The 18224-nt window shown below is 39.6% G+C and carries 15 protein-coding genes; 4 read left to right on the forward strand and 11 right to left on the reverse strand.

The window, feature by feature from the left end; all coding sequences use genetic code 11:
* The 8 genes from M1F91_RS02900 to M1F91_RS02935 form a co-directional block, all read right to left on the reverse strand.
* Positions 1-2218: FctA domain-containing protein (locus M1F91_RS02900; protein ID WP_247912575.1), on the reverse strand; the 2218-nt coding region annotated here is incomplete at its 3' end.
* A 289-nt stretch (positions 2219-2507) separates the two neighbouring features.
* Positions 2508-3215 (reverse strand): glucosamine-6-phosphate deaminase, encoded by a 708-nt coding sequence (locus M1F91_RS02905; protein ID WP_247912576.1) that lies wholly within the window; start codon positions 3213-3215, stop codon positions 2508-2510.
* Positions 3216-3417: 202 nt separating this feature from the next.
* Entirely contained in the window at positions 3418-6594 is a 3177-nt protein-coding gene (gene carB, locus M1F91_RS02910; protein ID WP_247912577.1) for a carbamoyl-phosphate synthase large subunit, read from the reverse strand.
* Positions 6595-6930: 336 nt separating this feature from the next.
* On the reverse strand, positions 6931-8010 hold the full coding sequence (locus tag M1F91_RS02915) for a carbamoyl phosphate synthase small subunit (protein ID WP_006151564.1): 1080 nt from the start codon (positions 8008-8010) through the stop codon (positions 6931-6933).
* Between the two features lie 49 nt (positions 8011-8059).
* Positions 8060-8983 carry an aspartate carbamoyltransferase catalytic subunit gene (locus tag M1F91_RS02920; RefSeq protein ID WP_006151454.1) on the reverse strand — a complete coding sequence of 308 codons (924 nt, stop codon included), beginning with the start codon at positions 8981-8983 and terminating at the stop codon, positions 8060-8062.
* A 17-nt stretch (positions 8984-9000) separates the two neighbouring features.
* Complete coding sequence (pyrR, locus tag M1F91_RS02925; RefSeq protein ID WP_004252509.1) at positions 9001-9522, reverse strand: bifunctional pyr operon transcriptional regulator/uracil phosphoribosyltransferase PyrR; 522 nt, start codon at positions 9520-9522, stop codon at positions 9001-9003.
* A gap of 209 nt (positions 9523-9731) precedes the next feature.
* On the reverse strand, positions 9732-10361 hold the full coding sequence (gene nth, locus M1F91_RS02930) for an endonuclease III (protein ID WP_247912578.1): 630 nt from the start codon (positions 10359-10361) through the stop codon (positions 9732-9734).
* Positions 10362-10904 carry a DUF177 domain-containing protein gene (locus M1F91_RS02935; RefSeq protein ID WP_247912579.1) on the reverse strand — a complete coding sequence of 181 codons (543 nt, stop codon included), beginning with the start codon at positions 10902-10904 and terminating at the stop codon, positions 10362-10364.
* Positions 10905-11073: 169 nt separating this feature from the next.
* Here M1F91_RS02935 and M1F91_RS02940 point away from each other — a divergent pair, with 169 nt between their 5' ends.
* Positions 11074-11403: a helicase BlpT gene (locus M1F91_RS02940; RefSeq protein ID WP_247912580.1), complete on the forward strand. Its 330-nt coding sequence runs from the start codon at positions 11074-11076 to the stop codon at positions 11401-11403.
* Positions 11404-11647: 244 nt separating this feature from the next.
* Positions 11648-13207, forward strand: coding sequence for an ATP-binding cassette domain-containing protein (locus M1F91_RS02945; protein ID WP_247912581.1), 1560 nt, complete (start codon positions 11648-11650; stop codon positions 13205-13207).
* A gap of 43 nt (positions 13208-13250) precedes the next feature.
* Here M1F91_RS02945 and htpX read toward each other — a convergent pair whose 3' ends face one another.
* Complete coding sequence (gene htpX / locus M1F91_RS02950) at positions 13251-14150, reverse strand: zinc metalloprotease HtpX (RefSeq protein WP_247912582.1); 900 nt, start codon at positions 14148-14150, stop codon at positions 13251-13253.
* 1 nt (position 14151) lies between these two features.
* Positions 14152-14712, reverse strand: a complete 561-nt coding sequence (locus M1F91_RS02955; protein ID WP_247912583.1) for a LemA family protein — start codon at positions 14710-14712, stop codon at positions 14152-14154.
* A gap of 93 nt (positions 14713-14805) precedes the next feature.
* Between M1F91_RS02955 and rsmG the strand changes: the two genes are divergently transcribed.
* Positions 14806-15519 (forward strand): 16S rRNA (guanine(527)-N(7))-methyltransferase RsmG, encoded by a 714-nt coding sequence (rsmG, locus tag M1F91_RS02960; protein WP_247912584.1) that lies wholly within the window; start codon positions 14806-14808, stop codon positions 15517-15519.
* A 513-nt stretch (positions 15520-16032) separates the two neighbouring features.
* Positions 16033-17316: a solute carrier family 23 protein gene (locus M1F91_RS02965; protein WP_036753427.1), complete on the forward strand. Its 1284-nt coding sequence runs from the start codon at positions 16033-16035 to the stop codon at positions 17314-17316.
* Positions 17317-17359: 43 nt separating this feature from the next.
* Here M1F91_RS02965 and M1F91_RS02970 read toward each other — a convergent pair whose 3' ends face one another.
* Entirely contained in the window at positions 17360-18118 is a 759-nt protein-coding gene (locus M1F91_RS02970) for a CPBP family intramembrane glutamic endopeptidase (RefSeq protein ID WP_247912585.1), read from the reverse strand.
* Positions 18119-18224: the final 106 nt, after the last annotated feature.

Consider the following 18224-nt stretch of genomic DNA (forward strand, 5'->3'; position numbering starts at 1 on the left):
CAGTTGTTGTTGGAGCTTCAGTCGTTGTTGGAGCTTCAGTTGTTGTTGGAGCTTCTGTCGTTGTTGGAGCTTCTGTCGTTGTTGGAGCTTCTGTTGTTGTAGTGTAAGTGTTTATGAACTTACGAGTTGAATCTGCTTCTTTAACAGTTGCAACTAGTTTACCTTCGCCGTTATCTACAACTTTAACATGAACTGTATAGCTTTCTTTAGAGTATGCAACTCCTGCTTCTGAACCAGCTTTTTCTGTAATTGTATATTCGTGGTCTCCAGCTTCAGTGTAGAGAACTGAGAAGACTACTTCATTTGTTGCTGCTTCAACACCATTAACTGTCTTACCGTTTGATGATGTTGCAATGACTTTTCCACCTTCGCTCAATTCAAACTCAAATTGTTCTTTAGCAAGTTCTTTACCAACTAATTCTTTAGTTGCTTTGAATGTGGCACGAGCAGGTGATGGCTCATATGTGTTTGTTAAAGTAGGTGTTTGAGTTGTAACCTCAGCTTTAAGTGTTCCACCTTCAGCTTTAACAACAACTGTTACTTCGTATGAGTTTTCATCAAATGTGATTCCTGGAACTTTTGTTTCAGTATTTTCTTTGATGACATAGTTATAGGTACCAGGACCTTTAGCTTTCAAACCTTCAAATGTGATGCTTCCATCTGCTTTGTTTGTTGTTGAAGCAATTGGAGTAGTCAAGTTATTTGCATTGTACAAATCAAACTTGAACTCACCATCTTTCAAGGCTACTGGACGATTTCCAGCAATTACTTTCTTAGCAGTAATTGAGAAATCTGCTGCGATTGGTTCGTCTTGAAGATTGATCTTAGAACCTTCAGCTCCAAGAGTTACCTTGTATTCTTTTTCATCAAGAGTATATCCAGCAGGAGCTGTTTTCTCTTTGATGATGAATGTCTTACCGACATATTTTTGATCAAACTCATCAGAGATTGCCACACCTTTTTCATTTGTAGTCAATTCTGTAAAGATAGTTCCATCTTCTGATTTCACTGTATAAACAGCGCCTGCAACAGGAACCAATGTGAAGGCATTTGTCTTGTTGATCTTAATCTTGAAAGCTGTAGAAGCTTCGATTTGTCCTTTTACAAGAGATACACGTTCAGCTTTGAAATCCAAATTTGTACGATTACTACGTTGAGTAATTGCAGTACCATCTGCTGTAGTCAACTGGATAACGTTTTGAACTTTGCTACCGTCACCAGGTGTAGTTGTATGATATTCAACCCAGTATGATTTAGAACCATCTGCAAAGATAAGCTTGAACTGAGTATAGTTCTCATTCCAAGCTACAGTATAGTCAGTACCTTCTACCATCTTCTTAGCATCAGATGGAACTTGAGAAGTACCATCGTTCAATGTAGCAGAAGAATAAACTACCAATGATTCTGGAATGTATTGGATAGCCGAAAACTCAGCTGTATTTGGAAGGAAGTCGTTTAATACTAAGTTCTTACCATAGTCTTGTCTTCCGGTGTTGACACGAATTCTCCATGGAGAATAGATATCTCCTTTACCTACTGAACCAATTGCTGCTAACTTTGCTGAAGTCCATTCTTTACTTACTACATCGTTACCAACCTTAGCATAGTTTTCGAAACCTTCTTGCTTACTGTCAACTGTTTTAGATGTAAAGGTATGTGTAATTGTTTTACCAACACCCTTGTTTTCAAAAGTTAGTGGTGTTGCTGTTTGGTCACTCTTGAACAAGAAAGTAATTGCATAATTTCCTTTTACGCCTTTAACGATATCCCCGCCTGTTTTAGCTTGGAACTCATCAAGGTTCTTCAAAGTAACACGTGCCTTTCCACCTTGGTTATCACCATTAGCAGTAACAACTACTGTACCGATATTAACTTTTGTTCCCTTATCGAACAATTCAGTCGTTCCATTATAGACAGTTACCGGTGTAGGAATATCTACATCAAAGTAATCGCCATTGGCCAATTTACCATCATATTGCTTGAGGTCAAATTGAACAAAGAACTGATTTGATCGATTGGTAATAATCTGATAAGTACCGTCTGCATTCGGTTCCAATTTGGAATCCGACATGTTGAGGACACTTATATCAGTTACTACACCCGTTAATTCTTTCCCATCTGCATAAGCGACATTGGTTGATAAGAAGAACGAGCTCAAGAAGGTCAGAACTGATACAAAAAATATTAAAGACGGCTTTTTCTTTAACTTTTTCACCATTATATGTTTCCTTCTTTCCTTATTTTTTAAATATATTGAATTATTAACTAACTCAACATTATAGTACTATAATTCAGTCTTAAAGTCAAAGAAATCGAGGGCGAAACCCCCTTAATTTAACATGCTTTTGCTAAAATCTTAAATTTTTGAAATTTTTAGAATTTTTCCTTTTATAGCATACATTTTTTTTGAAATTACGAAACATAAAAAGAGCGATAATTCAAATCTTTGATAGTGTAAATTTATAAACCATTCGAAAATTTTCGAATGGTTTTCATTTTTATGAGAACTATTTCTTTAATAAACTAAGTGCTCCAGCATCCGCAATAATAGTTACATCTGGATGGTTTTGCAAGCTACTTGCTGGAAGGTTTTCAGTTACTGGACCTTCAACAGTACCTGCGATAGCTTGTGCCTTAGATTCACCATAAGCAAAGAGCAAAATTGATTTAGCATCAAGAATATTTTTAATACCCATTGAGATAGCTTGTGTTGGTACATCTTCAATCTTATCAAAGAAGCGAGCATTTGCTTCAATAGTAGACTGATCAAGATCTACAAGATGCGTTTGACTATCAAATGGAGTTCCCGGTTCATTAAAGCCAATGTGACCGTTTCGACCAATTCCAAGAATTTGCAAATCAACTGGATGGTCAGCAAGAATTTGATTATAGCGTTCTACTTCTTCCTCTGCATTATCTTTGACACCACGCGGTAAAAAGCTTTCTTTAAATGGCTTTTTATTGAATAGATTTTCTTGCATAAAGTAACGATAAGACTGAGAGTTCTCTCCATCAAGTCCTACATATTCGTCCAAGTTAACACTAGTAAGATTTGAAAAATCAAGATCACTCTTAACGATTTCTCCATAAAATTCAAGCGGACTGCTACCTGTCGCAAGTCCTAATGTTTGAGCACCGTTTGCTAGCTTTTCTTTTAAAATTTCAAAAGCTACTTTCCCACCTTCTTCAGGATTTTTTACTTGAATAACTTTCATAATTGTTCCTCCATATTTCTTTATTTTATTATATGGTATAGACCAATTTTTGTCAAGTGTAAACGGTTTAATATTTTAAATTTTTATAGTATAAGAAAATAACATTTTTTAAAATTTCAATTACATAATAATGGATATGAAAATCATAAGAATATTTTCATTCTAACAAAAAATGATTCCCTTACGAGAATCATTTTTTTATTTAGATGGCTTCTGTGACAAAACTTCTGCTTTCTAGTACTTTTAGCATGGCATCTGCTGTGTCTAGAGCTGTAAAGAGAGGAACTCCATGTTCAATTGCTGAACGTCTGATTTGTTCACCATCTTCATCAGCTGTCCGTTTGGTACCAACTGTGTTGATGATAGCTTGAATTTTTCCTTTGCGGACGTAGCTTGGGATATCGTGTTCATCATCACCAATCTTTCCAACGAGTTGTGCCTGCAATCCATGACTTGCAAAGAACTCTGCAGTTCCTTCAGTAGCAAGGATTCCGTAGCCAATATTTTGGAAACGACGAGCCAAATCTAGTGCTTCTTCTTTTGCATCATCTGCGATAGTGAAGACAACATTACCAAAGGTTGGTAAGTGAAGATAAGAAGCTTCAAAGGCCTTGTAGAGAGCTTTTTCAAGAGTGGTATCAGAACCCATGACTTCCCCTGTTGACTTCATTTCAGGTCCAAGCAGGCTGTCTACCTTAGCTAGCTTGGTAAAGGAGAATACTGGTGCTTTGATATGAACGCGACTACTTTCTGGGTAAAGTCCATCTTGGTAACCAAGCTCTTCGAGACTTTGACCGAGAATTAGCTTAGTCGCTACCTGAGCCATAGGGATGTTGGTTACTTTAGAAAGGAATGGAACAGTACGGCTGGCACGAGGGTTTACTTCGATGACGTAGACTTTCTCATCCTTGATAACAAACTGAATGTTCATCATCCCAAGACAGTTGAGGCCAATTGCAAGACGTTTGGTGTAGTCTGCAATCGTTTCTTGCACTTTTTGCGACAAGGTTTGAGGAGGATAAACCGCCATGGAGTCACCTGAGTGGACACCAGCGCGTTCGATATGCTCCATGATACCAGGGATGAGGACATTTTGTCCGTCTGAAATGGCATCGACTTCACACTCTTGTCCGACGATATAAGAGTCAACAAGAACAGGGTGATCTGGACTTGCCTTAACCGCAGTACGCATGTAAGAACGAAGATCATCTTCATTCTCAACGATTTCCATAGCACGTCCACCCAAGACATATGAAGGGCGAACGAGAACTGGGAAACCAATTTTACGTGCAGCATGTACTGCTTCTTCTTCATTGGTTGCTGTTTGTCCAGGAGGTTGTGGAATATCCAAGTCTTTGAGGGCTTGTTCGAAGAGGTCACGGTCTTCCGCACGATCCAAGTCCGCAACTTGAGTACCAAGGATAGTCACACCAGCTTTTGCTAAGGGCTCCGCAAGGTTGATAGCTGTTTGACCACCAAATTGAACGATAACACCTTTTGGTTGCTCTAAGTCGATAACATTCATCACATCTTCGAACGTTAATGGTTCAAAGTAGAGTTTATCAGATACAGAGAAGTCTGTTGAAACTGTCTCTGGGTTTGAATTCATGATGATGGCCTCGTAGCCAGCAGCTTGGATTGCCTTAACAGAGTGTACTGTTGCATAGTCAAACTCAACCCCTTGACCGATACGGATTGGACCAGAACCTAGAACGAGAACTGATTCCTTATCAGACTTGATTGATTCATTTTCCCAACCATAAGTTGAATAGAAGTATGGAGTTTCTGATTCAAATTCTGCCGCGCAAGTATCTACCATCTTATAAACTGGGACAAGCTTGTTTTCTAAACGAAGTTGGCGAACTTGATCAGCTGTAGTTCCCCAAAGTTCCGCGATTTTACGATCTGAGAAACCATTGAGTTTTGCTGTTTTCAGGACATCAATATCCTGAGGATGTGCGCCCAATTCTTGCTCAATCTCAAAGATATGCAAGAGTTTATCAAGGTAGAAAATATCAATCTTAGTCAAGTCAGCAATCTCTTCTGGTGTATAACCCCGACGAATAGCTTCTGATACATAGAAGAGACGGTCATCTTGAGCCTTGACAACTTTTTCAATCAAGTCATCATCTGAAACATCTGCAAGCTCAGGCATTTCATTATGATGGACACCAATTTCTAGAGAGCGACAAGCTTTAAGGAGAGATTCCTCGATGTTCCGGCCGATGGCCATAACTTCTCCAGTTGCCTTCATCTGGGTACCAAGACGACGTTCCCCTTTTTCAAACTTGTCAAATGGGAAACGTGGAATCTTAGCCACCACATAGTCAAGTGCTGGTTCAAACATAGCATAGGTTGAACCTGTAACTGGGTTAATAACTTCATCCAAGGTCAACCCTACCGCAATCTTGGCAGCCAATTTGGCGATTGGGTAACCTGTTGCCTTAGAAGCAAGGGCTGACGAACGAGATACACGAGGATTTACTTCGATAACATAGTACTTAAAGCTGTGTGGATCAAGCGCAAGCTGAACGTTACATCCGCCTTCAATCTTGAGAGCGCGAATAATGCTCAAACTAGCATCACGAAGCATTTGGTTTTCATAGTCGGACATGGTTTGCGCAGGGGCAAATACGATAGAGTCCCCTGTGTGAATTCCAACAGGGTCAAAGTTTTCCATGTTACAAACAACAAGGGCATTATCAGCTGAGTCACGCATGACTTCATACTCAATTTCCTTGAAACCGGCAATGGAACGTTCAATCAAACACTGGGTAACAGGTGACAACTTCAAACCATTCTCAGCAATTTCACGCAATTCTTCCTCATTGGCACACATACCACCACCAGTACCACCTAGAGTAAAGGCTGGGCGGACGATAACTGGATAGCCAATAGTTGCTGCAAAGGCAACTGCTTCCTCGACTGTGTTGACAATTTCTGATTCTGGAATTGGTTGCTTGAGTTCTTCCATCAATTGTTTAAAGAGATCTCGGTCCTCCGCTTGGTCGATAGCAGACAATTTAGTCCCGAGAAGTTCTACTCCAAGCTCATCTAAGATACCATTTTTTGACAATTCCATGGCCATATTAAGCCCTGTTTGCCCTCCAAGAGTTGGAAGCAAAGCATCTGGACGTTCCTTACGGAGAATACGAGTCACAAACTCAAGTGTAATCGGTTCGATGTAGACCTTGTCTGCAATCTCTTTATCTGTCATGATGGTTGCAGGATTTGAGTTAACCAAGACAACCTCATACCCCTCTTCTTTCAAAGACAAGCAGGCCTGGGTTCCAGCATAGTCAAACTCAGCAGCCTGACCAATAATAATCGGACCAGAACCAATCACCATAATTTTTTGAATATCAGTACGTTTAGGCATAGTTTATGATACAAAGCCCGTCAAGAACACAGTGAAAATAGGAAACTTGGTGCAGACGCCTTCAGCGTCAAATCAATGTTTATCTTTTTCACACAGTTCTTAGGGCGTGTTCACTTCCGCGAACAATGTATCTTCTCCTTTCTATTCGGCAACTCTCAGGTTGCCATTAAATAAATTCTCCGACGATTTTTTAGAGAAACGATATTTTTCGATAAAAAATCTAGTGCAGGGAGTTTTTAGTTCGCCCAATAGCGACTAAAAGAAACAACCTGCCTTTCTATTCGGCAACTCTCTGATTGCCATTAAATAAATTCTCCGACGATTTCTCACTCGTCTTTAGTTTGCTTGTTTGAAAGCTTCCATCATCTCGATGAACTCATCAAATAGATAACTTGCATCATGTGGTCCAGGAGCTGCGTCTGGGTGGAATTGTACAGAGAAACCTGGTAGATATCTGTGACGTACGCCTTCAACTGACTTGTCATTGATTTCTTCATGGGTGATGATTAAGTGCTCTGGTAAATCCTCACGGCTAACCGCATAACCATGATTTTGACTTGTGAAGTCCACGCGCCCAGTTGCAATTTCACGTACTGCGTGGTTAAAGCCACGGTGACCAAACTTCATTTTATAGGTCTTAGCACCATTTGCCATCGCAAAGAGCTGGTGACCCATACAGATACCAAAGATTGGAATTTTCCCGAGAATACCACGGATCATCTCAAGAGCTTCTGGTACATCTTCTGGATTTCCAGGACCATTTGACAGCATAACTCCGTCAGGGTTTAAATGCAAGATTTCCTCAGCCGTAGTTGTGTATGGAACTACAGTCACGTTACAATCACGTTTAGATAGCTCTCGTAAAATAGAGTGTTTAAGGCCGAAGTCTACTAAAACAACGCTCAAGCCAACTCCTGGAGCTGGATAAGCAGTCTTTGTAGAAACTTGTCTGATATTATCAGTCGGTAAGACAGTTGCTTGAAGTTGATCTGCAATGTGATCCATACTATCGCCAGCATGTGTCAAAGTTGCACGCATTGTTCCATGTTTACGGATAATTTTTGTAAGAGCTCGAGTGTCAATGCCTGAAATTCCAGGAATTTTCTTAGCCTTCAAGAATTCGTCCAGCGTCATTTGGTTACGCCAGTTGCTGGCTCTACGAGCCTCTTCGAAAACCACAACTCCTTTACAAGTAGGACTGATAGACTCGTAGTCGTCACGGTTAACTCCATAATTCCCTACTAGTGGATATGTGAAGGTCAAGATTTGTCCATTATAAGATTGGTCTGTAATGGATTCTTGATATCCTGTCATCCCTGTGTTAAAGACTATTTCCCCTGTTACATCAATATCTGCACCGAAGGCCTTACCTTCAAAAACTGTGCCATCTTCTAAAACTAGAAGTCTTTTTGTCATATTTTCACCTCTCGTGGACGCTCACTGGCGTCTTTTAACGTTTTGTGTCTTATTTGGCTTTTCTACTTGCCAATACGGATTCTAAGATTGCCATTCGAACAAATACTCCATTGGTCATTTGTTGGACAATACGTGATTTTGGTGCTTCAACAAGATGATCGGCAATTTCCACATCCCGATTCACAGGAGCCGGATGCATAATGATTGCTTCTTCTTTTAAGCGATTATAGCGTTCTTGGTTCAAGCCGTGTTGAGAATGATACTCTTCTTTTGAGAAGACTGCTCCACTTTCGTGGCGTTCATGTTGAACTCGAAGCAACATCAGAACATCCACCTGGTCAACAATCTCGTCAATAGTTACAAACTGACCATAGTCAGCAAACTCTTGACTTCTCCATTCCTCAGGTCCTGCAAAGTAAAGTTCAGCACCTAAACGTTTCAAAATCTGCATATTGGACTTGGCAACACGTGAATGGTCCAAGTCACCAGCAATGGCAACCTTGAGCCCTTCAAAACGGCCAAATTCCTCGTAAATTGTCATCAAATCAAGCAGACTCTGACTAGGATGTTGCCCTGAGCCATCACCACCATTGATAATCGATGTCGTAATGGTTGGGCTCGCAATCAATTCCCTGTAGTAATCAACCTCTGGGTGCCGAATAACACAGATATCTACACCAAGCGCAGACAAGGTCAGGATTGTATCATAGAGTGTCTCACCCTTGTTTACCGAACTTGTATTCACATCAAAGTCAAGTCGTTCCAATCCCAGTTTAATCTCTGCAACTTCGAATGATTTATGCGTTCTTGTCGAATTTTCAAAGAAAAGGTTGGAAACAATGGGATGGTCTTCGTAGGGCAACTGGGCTCCATTTTTAAACTCAATCCCTCGTTTAATCAATTTTATAACCTGATCTACAGTGAGATCTTCCATGGACACCACATGTTTGAGTGCTTGTTGATTTTCTGACATGGCTACTCCTTTAGCTTTTAAGCTTCTTCAGTAATCAAAACTCTATCTTGGCCATCAAGTTCTGTCATCTCAACGATGATTTCTTCAGAACGACTAGTTGGAATATTTTTCCCAACGTAATCTGGACGAATTGGCAATTCTCTGTGTCCACGGTCAACTAATACTGCGAGACTCACACGGGCAGGGCGACCATGTCCGACAATGTTATCGATAGCGGCACGGATTGTACGACCTGTGTAAAGAACATCATCCACCAAGATAACTTCGCGGTCTGTCACATCAACAGAAATCAAGGAAGTATCTTCACCACTTTTGACATCGTCACGGTAAGGTTTGGTATCTAATTCTACAACGGGAACAGAGATGTTTTCCAATTGTTCCAAGCGCTCTTGGATGCGGTGGGCGATAAAGACACCGCGTGTTTTAATTCCCGCTAAAATGATTTTGTTCAAATCTTTGTTGCGTTCGATAATTTCATAAGTGATACGCGTAATTGCTCGCTTGACGGTTAATTCGTCTACAACTTCTTTTGTCTTCATGACAAACCTCCAAAAAGAAAAGTCTCCTTAGACAAGGAGACTTGAGAATGTATCATTAAGCGAGCCATACTGGAAACAGCATAGACTTACCCTTCTACTTTATCGAGCTCCTTGCCTGCCTCACGGGACAGGTTTAAAGGAATATTTTATTGTTCTTACTATATCACAAAGCCCAGTTCAAAGCAAGTAAAAACATTCAATGTTTGACCTTATAATGAACTAAAATCATATAATTGTGGATAGTGTTCGCATTCTGGATTTTTCGGATGACAGATAGCACGACCAAAGTAAATCATGGCCTGATGCGCCGCCAACCACTTTTCTGGTGGCAAGACATCCATGACACGTTTTTCAACTTCTAATGGTGTAGCTGATTTTTTAACAATATCATGGTGTTTGCAAATGCGCTCCACATGAGTATCTACCGCAAAAGCTGGAATTCCAAAGCCCACACTCATGACTACATTAGCTGTTTTACGCCCAACTCCCGCCAAACTTTCTAATTCTTCTCTAGTCTGAGGAACTTGACCATCAAAATCTTCTAATAACTGTTGCGCACATTTTTTAAGAAATTTTGCTTTATTTCGATACAGACCTAAACGAGAAATATGTTTTGCAATGTCCTTCTCACTTGCGTCCGCCATGGCTTGAGGCGTAGGGAAGGCTTCAAAAAGAGCTGGAGTCGCTTTGTTTACTGCCGTATCTGTCGTCTGAGCAGACAACATAACTGCAACTAAGAGTTCAAAATGATTGCGAAAATCTAGACTAGGTTTTGCATCTGGAAAAAGAGCTATGATTTCCTCAATGACATGACGGGCACGTTTCTTGGATAAAACCATCTATTCGTCTCCATCAAACAGCCCTTGTAAACCTGCAAAAGGACTATTTTCTTCTTTTTTGACTGCTTGTTGAGCTTGATATTCTTCCTCAGTCATGATTTGCCAGTCATTTCCAGAAACAAATCCCTGGCCTGCTTCTTCTTCTGCTGTTAATACCTTGATTGGAATGTTTAGCAAGATATTATCCGAAACACTCTCAGCCAGGTCGATTTCACCATTTTCGATAGGTAAAACCAAGTCATCATCAAGAACTTCTTGGTCCAGTTGATTGGTAGCACCTTCCATAAAGACTTCTGTCACTGGATAAGACTCTGCTAACTCAACAGGTTCCATACTACGACTAGAAGCAAGTACGATGGTATAAGACAGTTGGTAATCTAGGAAATACATACGGTCTTCGTACTGGACTTTTCCTACTGCTACAATATCTTTTACGTCTAAAATTTCTTGGTTACGCTCACGTAAGTCGGCTGCTAAGTCTAAGGCTACTTCAAAATGCAAGCCTTCAGGCTGCTTACGAACTTCTTGAATATTTAATTTCATACTTCCTCCATAAAGATTTACTCACTTGATTATACCATGAAAGGAGGTCAAGTAAAGCCTCTAAACTTTTAAAACATCTTTCTGTGGTTTTTTTATATATTTATTATGACAAATTTATTTTTTGTGCTATACTATAGGCATCAATACATGAGCAAAGGAGGACGCTCATATGGAAGACAAAGCTCTTTTAACAGAAGCCTATCAACTCGTTTCAAAATTAAACCAAACAATACAAAGCTGTAAACAGGAATTGCCAGATGACCTACGCTTACAGCAAAATATAGACGAAATTCTCAGAACTCTTAAAAAAGCTGAGAAAGTAGACAACGCCATCTTAATTGAACTGGAAACTTTTTACCAACGGACTAGCCTTTTGATTGGACTTGGTAGTCTAAAACTAAACGACCAAGCCCGCACTGATTGGCGAAACTATGATAAGTTTCACTACGATCACGTTAAACATACGTTGACACTTTATGGGCCTGTTTTTGGTCTTTAAAAATAGAGGATTTTCTGGCTTAATCTTGACAAATTTTCTCAAAAAGAGTATGATGATTGCAACAATACTCGGAGGTAAGGGAGACATGAACAACTAAGTCTATCAAATAAAGAACCTTTATTTAGTAGATCTTGTTTCTGTCTCTTTTTTGTGTACTCTTTTTTCTGCTGGATTTTCAGCCCTTTTAAAAGAGGTTTTTTGACATAGACGATTAGCTCTACTAGGTAAAGTAGAGCTTTTTGTTATGCAATATGGACATTCTAGAAAGGGAAATAATATGATAAAAATCAATCATCTGACCATCACACAAAACAAAGATTTAAGAGACCTTGTTTCCGATTTAAACATTACCATCCAAGACGGAGAAAAGGTCGCTATTATAGGCGAAGAAGGAAATGGAAAATCAACCTTACTTCGAACTTTAATGGGAGAAAAATTAGCTGATTTCTCTATCAGGGGAGAAATCCAGTCTGACCTTCAATCACTGGCTTACATTCCTCAAAAGTTACCTGAGGAGCTAAAAAATAGAACTCTACACGACTACTTCTTTTTGGATTCTGCTGATTTAGACTACAGCATTCTTTATCGTTTGGCTGAGGAGTTGCACTTTGATAGCGACCGTTTTGCAAGCGACCAAGAAATTGGTAGCCTCTCGGGGGGCGAATCTTTGAAAATTCAGCTCATCCACGAGTTAGCAAAACCTTTTGAGATTCTATTTTTAGATGAACCTTCAAATGACCTGGATATAGAGATGGTTGATTGGCTAAAAAAAAAGATTAAAAAGATGAGGCAAACCGTTATTTTCATTTCTCATGATGAAGACTTTCTCTCTCAAACAGCAGACACCATTATCCACTTGCGACTGATAAAGCACCGGAAAGAAGCTGAAACCCTAGTAGAACATTTAGACTACGATAGCTATAGTGACCAGAGAAAGGCTAATTTTGCCAGACAAAGCCAGCAAGCTGCTAACGACCAGAGAGCCTATGACAAAACCATGGAGAAGCATCGTCGCGTCAAGCAAAATGTAGAAACTGCACTTCGAGCTACCAAAGACAGTACTGCCGGTCGCCTATTAGCTAAAAAGATGAAAAATGTTCTTTCTCAAGAAAAACGTTACGAAAAAGCAGCTCAGTCCATGACCCAAAAGCCACTTGAAGAGGAACAAATTCAACTTTTCTTTTCAGATATAGAGCCATTAGCGGCTTCAAAAATCTTAGTTCGACTAGAAAATGAGACTTTATCCATTGGCCAACGAATTCTGTCTCAAGGGCTACAATTAACTGTCCGTAGTCAAGATAAAATCGGCATTATAGGTCCCAATGGCGTTGGCAAATCCACACTTTTAGCAAAGATACATCAACTACTAAGCGGCAAAAGAGAGATTTCGCTTGGTTTTATGCCACAAGATTACCAAGAAACACTGCAATTGGATCTATCCCCAGTAGAATTTCTCAGTCAAACTGGACACAAAGAGGAAATACAGAAAATCCAATCTCACTTAGCCAGTCTTAATTTCAGCTATCCAGAGATGCACCACCAAATCCACTCTTTATCTGGAGGTCAACAAGGGAAACTCCTTCTTTTGAATTTAGTTCTGCGAAAACCAAACTTTCTCCTTCTGGATGAACCCACACGAAATTTTTCTCCAACTTCTCAACCAGAAATAAGAAAACTCTTTGCCAATTATTCTGGTGGTCTGGTTACTGTTTCGCACGATCGACGTTTCTTAAAAGAAGTCTGTACGAGTATCTATAGTCTGACAGAGCATGGTTTAGAAGTAATTGATTTACAAGATCTTTAACTTTTGGAAATAAAACATCCAGAGAAAACCTCTGGATGTTTTATTACATTTGTTTCAAACGCTCAATCCGTTCTGAAATAGGTGGATGCGTATAAAATAGTTTTTTCAAGAAACCTGGTTTTTGAGGATCATTGATATAAAGTGCGCTACTAGCATCATCCACATGATGAGTCATGGGTTGACTATTTTCTAATTTTTGTAAAGCATTGATCATCCCTTGCGGATTGCGTGTTAATTCCACACTTGAAGCATCTGCTAGAAATTCTCGTTGGCGAGAAATAGCTAATTGCACTAAAGTCGCTGCAAGAGGTGCCAGAACAATTGCTAGGAGAGAAATGACTAACATAATCACTTCAAGTCCTCCACTGTCACGGTCACTATTTCTTCTACTACGTGATGCTCCACCCCACCACATCATACGACCAGCCATACTCGATAAAAGTGTAATGGCACTAGCCAGAGCAACAGCAATCGTAGAGATTCGAATATCCAAGTTGCGTATGTGACTAACTTCATGCCCAATTACCGCTTCTAACTCCTCACGATTCATGATCTCTAACAGTCCTGAAGTTGCTGCTACAGCAGCATTTTGAGGATTCGAACCTGTGGCGAAAGCATTCAAACCCGGGTCATCAATTACATAAACTCGTGGCATAGGAATTTGCGCCACCATAGCCATATCCTCAACAACATGATAGAGAACTGGTTCTTCATTCCTATCAACTTCACGCGCACCATTCATACTCATGACAATCTCTGTAGATTGAAAAATCATGGTCAAGGCATAGATAAAGCCAAGAATCATAGCTATAATCACGCCCCCAAATCCTGAGTTCATGAAAAGATATCCAACTGCATAACCTACAATAGCTAACAAAAGAAAGAAAACAATTAATAAAACCCAAGTTTTACGTTTATTACTAGCGATTTGTTCGTACAGCATCTTAGTCACCTAAACCACTAAAATCAACTCTAGGAACAGCCTTTTCTTCTTCTGAAGTCTGAAGGAAATCCGCTGCCTTGAAGCCAAAGATAGCCGCAACCAGATTACTTGGGAAAGTTTCTAATTTAACATTGTAGTTGCTAACGACACTGTTATAAAGCTGACGAGAGTAGGATATTTTGTTTTCTGTGTTAGTCAGTTCTTCTTGTAAGTGAGCAAAGTTGCCACTAGCCTTCAAATCAGGGTAGTTCTCTGCAACCGCAAAGATACCAGATACCTGACGAGTCAGTGCATCACTAGCTTTCATAGCTTCTGCAGGTGTAGTTGCTACAGCTACTTGCCTACGGAGTTCAGTCACCTTTTCTAAAGTAGAACTTTCGTATTTAGCGTAACCTTTTACTGTTTCAATTAAGTTTGGTAAGAGATCATTTCGACGCTTCAACTGAACATCGATCTGACTCCAAGCTTCCTTGGTCTGCATACGATTTTTCACCAATTTATTATAGCAGTCAATTACCAAGAAAATAATTAGAGCAAGAACTCCATAAAAAATCCAATTCATCATAAAGCTCCTTTCTGCCTTTTGATTAGTACAAGTATATCAAATTTCCATATTTTTTGGTAAAATAAGATGACATCAAAGAAGGATACAACTATGAAAACAGAAACTTTTTACACATTACTCGCTGAACAAAATATTGTTCTTACTGACCAGCAAAAAGCACAATTTGAGCGTTATTTTGAACTCTTAGTCGAGTGGAATGAAAAAATCAATCTAACTGCCATTACGGATAAGGAAGAAGTCTATCTCAAGCATTTTTATGATTCGATTGCACCTATCCTACAAGGGTTGATTGAAAATCAGGAAATTAAGTTATTAGATATTGGAGCTGGTGCTGGATTTCCAAGCCTTCCTATGAAGATTCTCTACCCTCAGTTAGATGTAACCATTATTGACTCTCTAAACAAGCGAATCAACTTCCTTAATCTCTTAGCACAAGAGTTAGACTTAGAAAATGTTCACTTCTACCATGGACGTGCCGAAGACTTTGCCCAAGACAAGCATTTCCGGGCCCAATTCGATATTGTTACAGCTCGTGCAGTTGCACGCATGCAGGTCTTGTCTGAGTTAACCATTCCCTACCTTAAAGTTGGTGGAAAACTTTTAGCTCTTAAGGCCAGTAATGCTCCTGAGGAATTGACAGAAGCCAAAAATGCTCTCAACCTTCTCTTTAGTAAGGTTGAAGATAACATCAGCTACACACTTCCTAATGGAGACCCTCGCTACATCACCATTGTAGAAAAGAAAAAAGAAACTCCAAACAAATATCCACGTAAGGCTGGTATGCCCAACAAACGACCACTTTAAGATATTTTAAATAGATACTCACAAGATTATACCTCGCGTCTTTATTTCTCAGCTCGGGAAAAGGGAGAGGAACAGAAATCGATTACCATTTATAATGACGATTTCGTCGTCCCTCCCCCGCAAAGTTGAGTAGGTCCATCAAAGCTAGAATCAAAGCGTAAGATGGGCCACTCAACCACTGCGTCTATCATTCAACTCTATCCTGAAACAAAATATATTCCATAGTGACTCACACCTCGCTCTCTTGTTTCAAGGCTCGGGAAAAAATGATTTACAAAATCATGCCTCGCTCTCTTGTTTCTTGGCTCGGGAAAAAATGATTTACAAAACGAATTTTTTCTGCTATACTATCCTAAGCAAAGGTTTTTAATGTCATCCCGTGAGGTGACGAAGACGCAGATATACATAACATTCATTAAAATGTGGTCAATTATTTTTTAATGAAGTCTTACTCTGAGAGCCTATTGCTGTAAAATAATGGGCTCTTTTTTGATGCCCAAAAGTGAGGTATTTATGAAACAAGAATCAACTGTTGATTTGTTATTAGACGTCGACCAACGTCCTTCTTTTGGTAAGGGAATTCTACTCAGCTTCCAGCACGTGTTTGCCATGTTTGGTGCTACCATCTTGGTGCCACTGATTTTGGGAATGCCTGTATCTGTTGCTCTTTTTGCATCAGGTGTCGGAACACTGATTTACATGGTGTGTACTGGCTTTAAAGTTCCGGTCTATCTCGGTTCTTCTTTTGCCTTCATCACTGCAATGTCACTTGCTATGAAGGAAATGGGTGGCGATGTTTCTGCCGCTCAAACAGGGGTTATCTTAACTGGTTTAATCTACGTTCTTGTTTCAACTAGCATCCGCTTTGCTGGTACAAAATGGATTGATAAACTTTTACCACCAATCGTTATCGGACCTATGATTATCGTAATTGGTCTTGGTCTTGCAGGTTCAGCTGTAACAAATGCTGGTCTTGTTGCTGATGGCAACTGGAAAAATGCTCTTGTAGCTGTGGTTACCTTCCTCATCGCTGCCTTTATCAATACAAAAGGAAAAGGATTCCTTCGTATCATTCCCTTCTTATTTGCCATTATCGGTGGATATATCTTTGCAGTCTTTCTTGGTCTAGTAGACTTCACACCTGTTCTTCAAGCTAACTGGTTTGAAATTCCAGGCTTCTACCTACCATTTAGCACAGGTGGTGCCTTCAAAGAATACAACCTTTACTTCGGTCCAGAGACAATCGCAATCTTACCAATCGCGATCGTAACAATCTCAGAACACATTGGAGACCACACGGTCTTGAGCCAAATCTGTGGCCGTCAATTCTTGAAAGAACCAGGTCTTCACCGTACCCTTCTTGGTGACGGTATCGCAACATCTGTATCTGCCTTCCTTGGTGGTCCTGCTAATACTACCTACGGTGAAAATACAGGGGTGATCGGTATGACTCGTATCGCTTCTGTCTCAGTTATCCGTAACGCAGCCTTTATCGCAATTGCCCTAAGTTTCCTTGGAAAATTCACTGCTTTGATTTCTACAATCCCTAGCGCCGTACTTGGTGGTATGTCAATCCTTCTTTATGGGGTTATCGCCAGCAACGGTTTGAAAGTTTTAATCAAAGAGCGCGTTGACTTTGGACAAATGCGTAACCTTATCATTGCAAGTGCAATGCTCGTGCTTGGACTTGGTGGAGCAATCCTTAAACTTGGTCCAGTTACACTTTCAGGTACTGCCCTATCAGCAATGACAGGTATCCTTTTGAACTTGATCTTGCCATACGAAAATAAAGACTAAAAGCATTCAGAAAAAAATCCACTCAAATGAGTGGATTTTTTTCTTAAGTTCTCCAAGTAATCAAGAGGTACAAGAGACTTGAACCAAACATATCTGCAAGAGCATGCATAAGAAAGAATGGCAGTAAATTCTTGACTACATACTTGTACAAGAAATAATAGAATAGTCCGTATACAAGCCCAATAACTAAGGCCCAGAGTAATCCTTGGTAGGTATGGAAAGAAATCCGTATGATTACCGAGTATACTAGAACCAGCCACTGATGCTTTTCTTTTACTGAAGTCAGTAATCCCAAGAAGAAAAATTCTTCGTAAAAACCATTTAAAAGCGCATAGCCAATAGCCATTGGCGTTAAGGACATGAATTTTCTAATGATTTCCATTGGGTCTATAAAAGGAATCAACTGAGGATTAAAATAATTGTACTCACCACTAAGGGTTGTTACAATATCACCAAAAATACCTACAATAGCAAAGATAAGGGGAACCCAGATGAAAACAGACCAGGAAAAACGGATAGGAAGTTGTTTAAAATCATAATTTCGAATCAAGAGATAAAGGAAAGTAATCCCTAACATCATCAGTTGAAAAGTAAAATTACTAGAATAAGCTACCCCATCACTTGCTACATTTGTTGTATTTTCCGCAACACTAGCAAGAGTTGAAGGTGATAGACTCTCCATAAATTGTTGAGTAGAACGGATGATAAACTCTCCAAACATTAAAACAGTGATGATTAAGATGTCGAACCATTTTAAGTATCTTAAAGGTTTAGCAGGATGAATACTTTGTATAAAATTCATATTTCCTCCGTTTAGCTTATTTTTGTAACTTTATTATAAACTTTCAATCTTAAAATTAATTAAATTGATACTAGAACATAAAAAAACAACCTCTTTATAAGGTTGT

Source organism: Streptococcus sp. oral taxon 431, assembly GCF_023110115.1.
Classification (GTDB): domain Bacteria; phylum Bacillota; class Bacilli; order Lactobacillales; family Streptococcaceae; genus Streptococcus.

Excerpts from the sequence above, each read along its gene's own strand:
- M1F91_RS02905 (WP_247912576.1), bottom strand. The coding sequence starts at position 3,215 with ATGAAAGTTATTCAAGTAAAAAATCCTGAAGAAGGTGGGAAAGTAGCT.
- carB (WP_247912577.1), bottom strand. The coding sequence starts at position 6,594 with ATGCCTAAACGTACTGATATTCAAAAAATTATGGTGATTGGTTCTGGT.
- M1F91_RS02915 (WP_006151564.1), bottom strand. The coding sequence starts at position 8,010 with ATGACAAAAAGACTTCTAGTTTTAGAAGATGGCACAGTTTTTGAAGGT.
- M1F91_RS02920 (WP_006151454.1), bottom strand. The coding sequence starts at position 8,983 with ATGTCAGAAAATCAACAAGCACTCAAACATGTGGTGTCCATGGAAGAT.
- pyrR (WP_004252509.1), bottom strand. The coding sequence starts at position 9,522 with ATGAAGACAAAAGAAGTTGTAGACGAATTAACCGTCAAGCGAGCAATT.
- nth (WP_247912578.1), bottom strand. The coding sequence starts at position 10,361 with ATGGTTTTATCCAAGAAACGTGCCCGTCATGTCATTGAGGAAATCATA.
- M1F91_RS02935 (WP_247912579.1), bottom strand. The coding sequence starts at position 10,904 with ATGAAATTAAATATTCAAGAAGTTCGTAAGCAGCCTGAAGGCTTGCAT.
- M1F91_RS02940 (WP_247912580.1), top strand. The coding sequence starts at position 11,074 with ATGGAAGACAAAGCTCTTTTAACAGAAGCCTATCAACTCGTTTCAAAA.
- M1F91_RS02945 (WP_247912581.1), top strand. The coding sequence starts at position 11,648 with ATGCAATATGGACATTCTAGAAAGGGAAATAATATGATAAAAATCAAT.
- htpX (WP_247912582.1), bottom strand. The coding sequence starts at position 14,150 with ATGCTGTACGAACAAATCGCTAGTAATAAACGTAAAACTTGGGTTTTA.
- M1F91_RS02955 (WP_247912583.1), bottom strand. The coding sequence starts at position 14,712 with ATGAATTGGATTTTTTATGGAGTTCTTGCTCTAATTATTTTCTTGGTA.
- rsmG (WP_247912584.1), top strand. The coding sequence starts at position 14,806 with ATGAAAACAGAAACTTTTTACACATTACTCGCTGAACAAAATATTGTT.
- M1F91_RS02965 (WP_036753427.1), top strand. The coding sequence starts at position 16,033 with ATGAAACAAGAATCAACTGTTGATTTGTTATTAGACGTCGACCAACGT.
- M1F91_RS02970 (WP_247912585.1), bottom strand. The coding sequence starts at position 18,118 with ATGAATTTTATACAAAGTATTCATCCTGCTAAACCTTTAAGATACTTA.